The sequence below is a fragment of the Zobellella taiwanensis genome (assembly GCF_003012795.1).
Lineage (GTDB): Bacteria > Pseudomonadota > Gammaproteobacteria > Enterobacterales > Aeromonadaceae > Oceanimonas > Oceanimonas taiwanensis.
Window position 1 is genome coordinate 1 of sequence record NZ_PXYH01000042.1, and the last position, 2426, is coordinate 2426.

The window sequence follows — 2426 nt, forward strand, 5'->3', positions numbered from 1 at the left end:
TGTGAAATCGAGTAGGACGGGACACGTGATATCCTGTCTGAACATGGGGGGACCATCCTCCAAGGCTAAATACTCCTGACTGACCGATAGTGAACCAGTACCGTGAGGGAAAGGCGAAAAGAACCCCTGTGAGGGGAGTGAAATAGAACCTGAAACCGTGTACGTACAAGCAGTGGAAGCCTACTCGTTAGGTGACTGCGTACCTTTTGTATAATGGGTCAGCGACTTACTTTTAGTAGCAAGGTTAACCGTATAGGGGAGCCGTAGGGAAACCGAGTCTTAACTGGGCGAACAGTTGCTAGGAGTAGACCCGAAACCCGGTGATCTAGCCATGGGCAGGTTGAAGGTTGAGTAACATCAACTGGAGGACCGAACCCACTAACGTTGCAAAGTTAGGGGATGACCTGTGGCTGGGGGTGAAAGGCCAATCAAACCGGGAGATAGCTGGTTCTCCCCGAAAGCTATTTAGGTAGCGCCTCGGACGAATACTACTGGGGGTAGAGCACTGTTTGGGCTAGGGGGTCATCCCGACTTACCAACCCCATGCAAACTCCGAATACCAGTAAGTACTATCCGGGAGACACACGGCGGGTGCTAACGTCCGTCGTGAAGAGGGAAACAACCCAGACCGCCGGCTAAGGTCCCCAAGTTCTGGTTAAGTGGGAAACGAGGTGGGAAGGCTCAGACAGCCAGGATGTTGGCTTAGAAGCAGCCATCATTTAAAGAAAGCGTAATAGCTCACTGGTCGAGTCGGCCTGCGCGGAAGATGTAACGGGGCTAAACCAGGCACCGAAGCCGCGGATTCAGAATTTATTCTGAGTGGTAGGGGAGCGTTCTGTAAGTCTGCGAAGGTGTGTCGTGAGGCATGCTGGAGATATCAGAAGTGCGAATGCTGACATGAGTAACGATAAAGGGGGTGAAAAACCTCCTCGCCGGAAGACCAAGGGTTCCTGTCCAACGTTAATCGGGGCAGGGTGAGTCGGCCCCTAAGGCGAGGCCGAAAGGCGTAGTCGATGGGAAACGGGTTAATATTCCCGTACTGACGTGCATTGCGATGGGGGGACGGAGAAGGCTAGGTGGGCCAGGCGTTGGTTGTCCTGGTGAAAGGGGGTAGGCGGTGCGTTTAGGCAAATCCGGACGCACAACGCTGAGGCCCGAGACGAAGCCACTACGGTGGCGAAGCCATTGATGCCCGGCTTCCAGGAAAAGCCTCTAAGCTTCAGATGCACGTGAACCGTACCCCAAACCGACACAGGTGGTCGGGTAGAGAATACCAAGGCGCTTGAGAGAACTCGGGTGAAGGAACTAGGCAAAATAGTACCGTAACTTCGGGAGAAGGTACGCTGGAGCGGGTGAAGTCCCTTGCGGATGGAGCCTGAGCCAGTCGCAGTGACCAGGTGGCTGGGACTGTTTATCAAAAACACAGCACTGTGCAAACTCGTAAGAGGACGTATACGGTGTGACACCTGCCCGGTGCCGGAAGGTTAATTGATGGGGTTAGCCGCAAGGTGAAGCTCTTGATCGAAGCCCCGGTAAACGGCGGCCGTAACTATAACGGTCCTAAGGTAGCGAAATTCCTTGTCGGGTAAGTTCCGACCTGCACGAATGGTGTAACCATGGCCACGCTGTCTCCACCCGAGACTCAGTGAAATTGAATTCGCCGTGAAGATGCGGTGTACCCGCGGCTAGACGGAAAGACCCCGTGAACCTTTACTATAGCTTGGCACTGAACATTGACCCTACATGTGTAGGATAGGTGGGAGGCTGTGAAGCGGTGACGCCAGTTGCCGTGGAGCCGACCTTGAAATACCACCCTTGTATGTTTGATGTTCTAACGTTGCCCCCTTATCGGGGGTGCGGACAGTGCCTGGTGGGTAGTTTGACTGGGGCGGTCTCCTCCCAAAGCGTAACGGAGGAGCACGAAGGTTGGCTAAGTACGGTCGGACATCGTACGGTTAGTGCAATGGCATAAGCCAGCTTAACTGCGAGACGGACAGGTCGAGCAGGTGCGAAAGCAGGTCATAGTGATCCGGTGGTTCTGAATGGAAGGGCCATCGCTCAACGGATAAAAGGTACTCCGGGGATAACAGGCTGATACCGCCCAAGAGTTCATATCGACGGCGGTGTTTGGCACCTCGATGTCGGCTCATCACATCCTGGGGCTGAAGTCGGTCCCAAGGGTATGGCTGTTCGCCATTTAAAGTGGTACGCGAGCTGGGTTCAGAACGTCGTGAGACAGTTCGGTCCCTATCTGCCGTGGGCGTTGGATGATTGAGGGGGGTTGCTCCTAGTACGAGAGGACCGGAGTGAACGAACCGCTGGTGTTCGGGTTGTCATGCCAATGGCACTGCCCGGTAGCTAAGTTCGGAATCGATAACCGCTGAAAGCATCTAAGCGGGAAGCGAGCCCCGAGATGAGTCATCCCT

Annotated in this window: 1 rRNA gene; it reads left to right on the forward strand. The window is 54.6% G+C overall.

From position 1 onward, the window contains the following. Positions 1-2426: ribosomal RNA gene (locus C7I36_RS16805) — 23S ribosomal RNA — on the forward strand; the annotation flags it as partial.